Annotated in this window: 5 protein-coding genes; 4 read left to right on the top strand and 1 reads right to left on the bottom strand. The window is 58.8% G+C overall.

Annotated elements, in window-relative coordinates; genetic code table 11:
• Nucleotides 1-287 precede the first annotated feature (287 nt).
• Both gcvH and gcvP read left to right on the top strand, forming a co-directional pair.
• On the top strand, nucleotides 288-683 hold the full coding sequence (gene gcvH / locus BM194_RS11865; RefSeq protein ID WP_092846993.1) for a glycine cleavage system protein GcvH: 396 nt from the start codon (nucleotides 288-290) through the stop codon (nucleotides 681-683).
• A gap of 92 nt (nucleotides 684-775) precedes the next feature.
• Nucleotides 776-3,670 (top strand): aminomethyl-transferring glycine dehydrogenase, encoded by a 2,895-nt coding sequence (gene gcvP, locus BM194_RS11870; RefSeq protein ID WP_092846995.1) that lies wholly within the window; start codon nucleotides 776-778, stop codon nucleotides 3,668-3,670.
• 106 nt (nucleotides 3,671-3,776) lie between these two features.
• On the opposite strand, the gene BM194_RS11875 is transcribed toward gcvP, so the two are convergent.
• Nucleotides 3,777-4,694, bottom strand: a complete 918-nt coding sequence (locus BM194_RS11875) for a LysR family transcriptional regulator (protein WP_092846997.1) — start codon at nucleotides 4,692-4,694, stop codon at nucleotides 3,777-3,779.
• A gap of 409 nt (nucleotides 4,695-5,103) precedes the next feature.
• On the opposite strand from BM194_RS11875, the gene ppnN reads away from it, so the two are divergent.
• Both ppnN and BM194_RS11885 read left to right on the top strand, forming a co-directional pair.
• Complete coding sequence (gene ppnN / locus BM194_RS11880; protein ID WP_092846999.1) at nucleotides 5,104-6,468, top strand: nucleotide 5'-monophosphate nucleosidase PpnN; 1,365 nt, start codon at nucleotides 5,104-5,106, stop codon at nucleotides 6,466-6,468.
• Between the two features lie 114 nt (nucleotides 6,469-6,582).
• Nucleotides 6,583-6,875, top strand: a 293-nt coding sequence (locus tag BM194_RS11885) for a helix-turn-helix domain-containing protein (protein ID WP_143097591.1), incomplete at its 3' end; no start/stop codon positions are given.

A 6,875-nucleotide genomic window follows, 5' to 3' on the forward strand; every position in this document is an offset into this window, starting at 1 on the left:
AGAAACATCGCTACATTACCGACCTGATACAGTCTAGACAACCTGGCCCGTTGCGAACTCATGCCGCTGGAAAACATGCCGAGTTTTCCGACAAGCGACATTACGGCAAAGGTTGATGCATTCAGCGCAACTGGCTGGACGAGATCCCGAAAGGTGGCCACGCTATAGCCACGGTCAGGTCGTATGGCGGCACAAACTCATTGGACATCCCTATGGGACTCGTAACCTCAGACATATGGCGGTACGATTCCCGCCGACAGGAAACCCTTTTCGTATAGGAAAATAAGATGAGCTCCATTCCCGATAACCTTCGCTACACCGAAAGCCACGAATGGGTGCTGGACAACGGCGACGGCACGGTCACCATCGGCATTACCGACCACGCTCAGGAAGCCTTGGGTGATGTCGTGTTCGTCGAACTCCCCGAAGTCGGGCGTGAACTCGATAGCGGCGAGGAATTCGGTGTCATCGAGTCGGTCAAGGCCGCTTCCGACCTGTACGCCCCGCTGGCCGGTGAAGTCGTCGAGGTCAACGAAAGCCTGGAAGACGCACCGGAAACGGTCAACGAGTCCCCTTACGAAGACGGCTGGATCGCCAAGCTGAAGCTGTCCGACGACACGGCGCTCGCCGACCTGCTCGATGCCGACGCCTACGCCAAGATTGCAGAGGCCGAAGAAGACTGATTCTCCCCGTGAAAGGCGCCTGGTGCCGGCGTCTTTCGCAAGCATTGCCATTATCCGATACGGGCCTGACCGCCCTGCCACACAGGTGACCCATGGCTGTAGAAAAACGCCGCCTGGCCGAACTGGCCAACCATGATGCCTTCGTTCATCGTCACAATGGACCGGACAGTGCGGACGTCGCCCATATGCTGGGCACGCTCGGCATCGACAGCATGGATGCGCTGATAGAGAAAACGATTCCCCGCGGTATTCGCCTGGGACGCGAACTCGACCTCGAAGCGCCCCGTGGCGAAGCCGAAGCGCTCGACTACCTGAAGCGGCTGGCCCGCCAGAACAAGGTATTCAAGACATATATCGGCCAAGGCTACTACAACACGCATACCCCTGCGGTCATTGCCCGCAACGTACTCGAGAACCCTGGCTGGTATACGGCCTATACACCTTATCAGCCAGAAATCGCCCAGGGCCGGCTGGAAGGGCTGCTCAATTTCCAGCAGATGGTCATGGACCTGACCGGAATGGATCTGGCCAATGCTTCGCTGCTCGATGAAGCGACCGCTGCCGCCGAGGCCATGGCGCTATGCCGCCGGGCCAACAAGAAGGCCAAGACCGACAAGTTCTTTGTCGCCGATGACGTACTGCCGCAGACGCTGGACGTGCTACGCACGCGTGCGGCTTACTTCGGCTTCGAACTGATCGTCGACAGGCCCGAGCGCATTGCCGAGCATGACGTGTTCGGTGCTCTGCTCCAGTATCCCGGCGAAACGGGTTGCGTTCACGACCTGTCGCCGCTGCTCAGTGCAGCCCGCGATCGCCAGATCATGACCTGTGTCGCCGCCGACCTGATGAGCCTGGCCCTGATCAAGGAGCCTGGTGCCCTCGGTGCCGACGTGGTTCTGGGCAACTCGCAGCGATTTGGTGTTCCGATGGGCTATGGCGGTCCGCACGCCGCGTTCTTTGCCACCACGGACAAGCACAAGCGCTCCATACCTGGACGTATCATCGGGGTATCCCGGGACAGCCGCGGCAACACGGCACTGCGCATGGCGATGCAAACCCGGGAACAGCATATCCGTCGTGAAAAGGCCACCTCGAATATCTGCACGGCACAAGCCCTGCTGGCCAATATTGCCGGCTTCTATGCGGTCTATCATGGCGCTGAAGGGCTACGCACCATTGCCTCTCGCATCCACCGACTGACCACCATCCTGGCCGAAGGCCTTAAGCGCAAGGGGCTGACACTGGCCCATGACAGCTGGTTCGACACGCTGACCGTGGCGGGAGCCGATGCAGGCAAGATTCATGGCCGTGCCCTGACCCATGAGATCAACTTGCGTTTCCATGAGGACGGACGTATCGGCATCAGCCTCGACGAGACCACCACGGCCGCCGACGTCGCCATTCTCTTCGACGTGCTGTTGGGCGAAGAACACGAACTGTCGGTGTCCAGCCTCGACGACGAGGTGATCTCCAAGGGTATCGGCGGCATTCCTGCCGCTTGCGTGCGTGAAAGTGATTACCTGACACATCCCAACTTCACACGCTATCGCAGCGAAACCGAGATGCTCCGCTATCTCAAGCGCCTCGAGAATCGCGACCTGTCATTGACTCATGCCATGATCCCGCTGGGCTCATGTACCATGAAGCTCAATGCCACCAGTGAGATGATGCCAATCACCTGGCCAGAATTCGCCACCCTGCATCCCTTCGTTCCCGGCGACCAGGCCGTCGGCTACAAGCAGATGATCGACGAATTGGCAGCGTTCCTGGTCGAGATCACCGGCTACGACCACATCTCCATGCAACCCAACTCGGGAGCCCAGGGCGAGTACGCCGGCCTGGTGGCCATTCGCCGCTACCAGGCTGCCGAAGGCCAAGGTCATCGCGATATTTGTCTGATCCCCAGTTCGGCACACGGCACCAATCCGGCTTCGGCGGCGATGGCACAGATGAAGGTCGTGGTGGTCGAATGTGACCGGAACGGCAATATCGATCTCGACGACCTGCGTAACAAGGCCGAGAAGCACAGCGAAGCCTTGTCGGCAATCATGCTGACCTATCCCTCGACCCATGGTGTCTTCGAGGAAGAAATCCGCGAGGCTTGCGACATCGTGCATCGCAACGGTGGCCAGGTGTATATCGACGGTGCCAACATGAATGCCCAGGTCGGCCTGTGCCGTCCCGGCGACTTCGGCGGCGATGTCTCGCATCTCAATCTGCACAAGACATTCTGCATTCCCCACGGTGGCGGCGGCCCCGGCATGGGCCCGATCGGCGTCAAGGCTCACCTGGCCCCCTTCGTGTCCAACCATGTCGTCACTCCGATCCCGGGGGTACGCAAGGAATGCGGTGCCGTATCCTCCGCCGCGTTCGGCAGTGCTTCGATCCTGCCGATTTCATGGGCCTACATCAAAATGATGGGCGCCAAGGGGCTGCGCGAGGCAACGGAGCTGGCGATACTCAATGCCAACTACATCGCCAAGCGACTCGAGGGCCACTACTCCGTGCTCTACAAGGGAGTCAACGGTACAGTGGCTCACGAGTGCATCATCGACATACGTCCGCTCAAGGCGGCCTCGGACATCAGCGAGGAAGACATCGCCAAACGCTTGATGGATTATGGCTTCCACGCCCCGACCATGTCGTTCCCTGTGCCGGGCACCTTGATGATCGAGCCGACAGAGTCAGAGTCGCGCTATGAAATCGATCGCTTCTGCGACGCCATGATTGCCATTCGTGAGGAAATCGGCCGCGTCGAGCGTGGCGAATGGCCAGCCGATGACAATCCGCTGGTCAATGCACCGCACACCATGGCGGACCTGATGGATGACAGTTGGGAACGTCCTTACGGCCGCGAGATCGCTGCCTTCCCGTCCGAGGCGACCAAAACGGCCAAGTTCTGGCCGGCAGTCAACCGCGTCGACAACGTCCATGGCGACCGGCAGTTGATTTGTTCTTGCCCGACCATCGACAGCTATCGCGACTGATCCTCAAGAAGCTCGAGAAAAAGATACGGCCCCGTAGATGACAGTCTACGGGGCCGTATCTTTACCGTACCAAGAACAGCACGACCTGGCTGGCGCTCTTCGCGCGTCAGGCGTCGAATTCAGGCTCTTCGGAGAGACCGTACAAGGTATTGCGCCGCTGCTCTCGGAAGTCCTCAAGAAGCTGTGTATAACGCCTTGGCATCTCGGCGCCGGCACGGGTCACGATATACAGGGTTTCATAGACATGCTGAGGGAGTGCCAGCTCCTTGACCTGACGCTGCCATGGTGAGGTTTCCAGCACCAGGCGGGAAATGACGGTGAAGCCCAGGCCGCGTGCCACGGCATCCAGCACCATGGCTACTTCGTTGGTGTAGCCCTGCTTGGGAAACTGGTTCATCGTTCGAAACTCGCCGGGGAAATTCGCCCGCAGCAACTGGCTGGCATGGTTGATTCCGTTGGAATAGTTCATGAATCCCAACGCCATCAAATCATTGAGCGTAGTGCCTGCAAAATCAGCCGGCACCACCAAGCAAAGCGGCTCCTGATGCCACGGTTCATGCTCGAGATCAGGCTGATTGGTCAATTCGGTCACGATGCCCAGATCATAACGGCCAGTCAGCACATCCTTCACGATATCGTGGTTGAAGGCAAAGCTATAGCTCACCGTCAATCCGGGATGCATCTGCTGATAACCCAGAATAAACGGATAAAACATCAGCCCGACGCTTCCCGGTGAGGCGATGCGACAGTCGCCGGCATGCAATGAATCATCATCCAGCGAGTGGCGAAAATGCTCGTGTTCGGCGAATAGCTTGACGGCATAATCGTAAGCTCGCCGACCGGTCTCGGTCAGTGCAAATCGCCGCCCTTGCCGGTTGAGCAATGGCTTGTCGAGATACTGTTCCAGCTTGCGAATATGCTGACTCACACCCGGCTGCGTCATATCGAGGCGTCGCGCCGTGTGCGTGAAACTCCCGGTCTCGACAAGCGTGATGAAGGTACGAAAATACTGGGCATTGAACATGAATCGTCGAGTCCACTCACGGATGATGCAGATGACGGAAATCGACCGGGTGCCAACACGACGGTGGCGAGCGAACGACACGAAAACACGGCGCCATTGCGCGAAACGGCTGATGTCTCTGCTTGAATATTATCAGACATTGCCAACACGCGCAGCGCTGCGAGTTCGTCATCAGGCGTGTTAGCATCGTAGGTTCTGCACAACGACTGCATGCACTCCTCGTCCAACCACGTTACGTGAACCTTGGAAGTTGACTCTGACCCGACCCAGGATTTCATTGTAACCTTAGGGCCATGGAGCAATTCGGCATAGGCCGAGGAAGCAATGGAGGCAAGCAACCGTGAGCGCAGCCAGACATCAGGAACCGTGCAGGTCAAGCATCGCCTCGCGGTCAATAAGGAATCCCTGAATGCCACACAAGATTTCCACGACGATATCTCCCGAGGGTAGCCTCGAAGTTCTTTCCCAGCATGAAGTGAATCGCCTGCGCGATACGTCATCGAGCGGGCTGCATGACCTGCTGCGACGCTGCGCCCTGGCCGTGCTCAACTGCGACACGGCTACCGATGACAGTGTCGCTTTGATGGAGGCGTATCACGACTTCGATATCGAGGTGCTCCAGCAGGACCGCGGCATTCGGCTTAAACTGAGCAATGCGCCTGCCGAAGCTTTCGTCGACGGCAAGATGATTCGCGGGATACGCGAACACCTGTCGGCGGTTCTGCGCGATATCGTCTATGTCTACAACGAGATACAGCAGCATCCGCGCTTCGATCTGTCGAGCAGCGAGGATACCAGCAATGCCGTGTTCCATATCCTGCGCAATGCCGGCACGCTCAAGTCCTCCTGCGAGCCCAGTCTCGTGGTCTGCTGGGGCGGGCACTCTATTTCTCGGGAAGAATACGATTACACCAAGGACGTAGGCTACCACCTCGGCTTGCGCGAACTGGACATTTGTACCGGATGCGGTCCGGGCGCCATGAAAGGGCCAATGAAAGGGGCCAACGTGGCGCATGCCAAGCAGCGCCGCAAGCTCGGGCGTTACCTTGGCATCTCGGAGCCTGGCATCATTGCCGCTGAATCGCCTAACCCCATCGTCAACGAGCTGGTGATCATGCCTGACATCGAGAAACGCCTCGAGGCGTTCGTGCGTGTCGGTCATGGCATCATCGTATTTCCCGGCGGGGTGGGTACGGCCGAGGAAATACTCTACCTGCTCGGCCTCCTGCTGCATCCGGACAATGCCAAGATGCCGTTCCCGGTCATTCTGACCGGCCCGCGTAGCGCTGCCGAATACTTCGAGCGCATCGACGAATTTCTCGCTTATACGCTGGGCGATCAGGCACGCAAACGCTACCGCATCATGATCGACGATCCGATCGGCGTGGCACGGGCCATGCGCGAAGGCATCGATGAAGTCACCGAGTTCCGCCGTGCCCACGATGACGCTTTCTACTACAACTGGCGCCTGAGCATACAGCCCGACTTCCAGCAGCCCTTCGAGCCGACTCACGAAGCCATGGCTGCCTTGGCATTGCATCACGATCAGCCCATCCATGAATTGGCGGCCAACCTGCGGCGGGCCTTCTCAGGCATTGTGGCAGGCAATGTCAAGGAGCCCGGCATCCGCGCCATCGAAGCCCATGGTCCTTTCCGCCTGCATGCCGAGCCAGAACTTATGTCACGGCTTGATGAGCTGTTGAGCTCCTTCGTTGCTCAGGGGCGCATGAAACTGCCAGGCAGCGACTATGTCCCCTGCTACACACTGGGGTGAACGAGCAACTTTTACTGCCATGCAAAAGGCCCGGCAGTGCCGGGCCTTTTTTCATAAACTTGACCTGTCCTGAATAGAGTTGACACGTTCCGCCCCTTATCTTGGGAGAACGTGATGAATCAACGCATTAAACGCACCCAGCGGGACTACACCCTGGCCTTTAAACAGACGGTGGTAGACCAGGTCGAGCGCGGCGAGATGACCTACAAGCAGGCTCAGGCTCGCTACGGTATCCAGGGCCGCTCGACGGTACTACAGTGGTTGCGTCGCTATGGTCACCAGGACTGGCGTCCCGGGGCCACGGAGCGCGCCGCCAGGAGACCTGTCATGCCAAAATCGCCTCCGACCCCGGAGCAGCGCATCAAGGAACTTGAGGAGAAGCTGCGTCTGGCCGAGCAGAAGGCCCA

The sequence above is a fragment of the Modicisalibacter xianhensis genome (assembly GCF_900113605.1).
In the GTDB taxonomy this organism is placed as follows: Bacteria; Pseudomonadota; Gammaproteobacteria; order Pseudomonadales; family Halomonadaceae; genus Modicisalibacter; species Modicisalibacter xianhensis.